This window comes from Mycobacterium sp. ZZG, assembly GCF_054786995.1.
On the sequence record NZ_JBTBFV010000168.1, the window covers coordinates 1 to 1051 of the forward strand.

Annotated in this window: 1 protein-coding gene; it reads right to left on the reverse strand. The window is 61.9% G+C overall.

The genetic code is table 11. From position 1 onward, the window contains the following. On the reverse strand, positions 1–315 hold a 315-nt coding region (locus tag ACXMYJ_RS29175; RefSeq protein ID WP_460359554.1), incomplete at its 3' end, for a hypothetical protein. Between the last annotated feature and the right edge of the window lie 736 nt (positions 316–1051).

Sequence of the window (1051 nt, forward strand, 5' to 3'; positions counted from 1 at the left end):
ATTACAACGCCAATCGGCCCCACTCCGCCCATGGCGACCGCACCCCAGCCGAGTTTGCCCTACAGTGGGCCGCGACCCATCAACCGAAAGTCGCATAACGACTGGACCACCAAACGGGTCCCTCTCACACTCGCCCGACAACTCCGCGTCATACACCCGCTGGAGCTGCTCGGCGCGGTCCGCAGCCGCAACCGCCCGGTCCAGAGCCTCGGTCTCGTACTCATCGAACTCGATGCCGGGGACGCCGGTCGCCTCCAGCGCGGCGACCATCTTCAACCGCAGCTTCTCGCCCGCCGTCTGCCGTCGCCTACCCATAGCACGAGCATACGACCGGCGACCGGCACAGCACCCGAAACCTGTTTGCTGTCAGGTGTTTTCATGCTTTCGTCGCAGCTAGTGGAACATGTTCCTGGGCAACAAGATTCGGCCCCAGCAAACACCGCAGGTCCACGATCAGGGGTGCGCGAAAAATGGCCCCTGCCAGGGGTTTAGGGTGCAGTGCGGCGAACTGGAGCCAGCGCGCCGTGCGCCCGCGACTCGAAGACAGCAACGGAGGGTCCCCCCAGGGCAAAGTTTTGCCCTGCGCAAACAGTGATACAGTGATATGCACAGCAAACTTTCAGCAACCGTTCCTCAGGCTACCTTCGTCCGTGAGAGCGGTTGTGGCGCAACGGATTTCGACTCTTAAATGCGCACGGATGGCGCTGTGCCGCAACGGTTCTCGGGCGCGGTCAGCGGGCGGTGTCGGAATGGGTGTCGGCTCCCACATGTGGGCCGACCGGCTCCAGCAAACTCCCCGGTTGGTGGCACCGCTGGCCGCGCTATGGCGGGTGACCTCACGCGGCCAGCGGTGGTCTAGTGTCCTGAGTCATTAATTCGGTTGCAGTAGTTGGCGATGCTTGCCAGGATCTGGTCGGCGGTCTTAGCCTCGATCCACCGATGAATCGCCTGTTCGGAGGGTGTTGATGTAAGGAAAGTGCCCTTTGAGCTGGGATGATTGGAGTTACCACACTTCGATCAGCCCACGTTCAGAAAGGCACTTCCGGTGCAA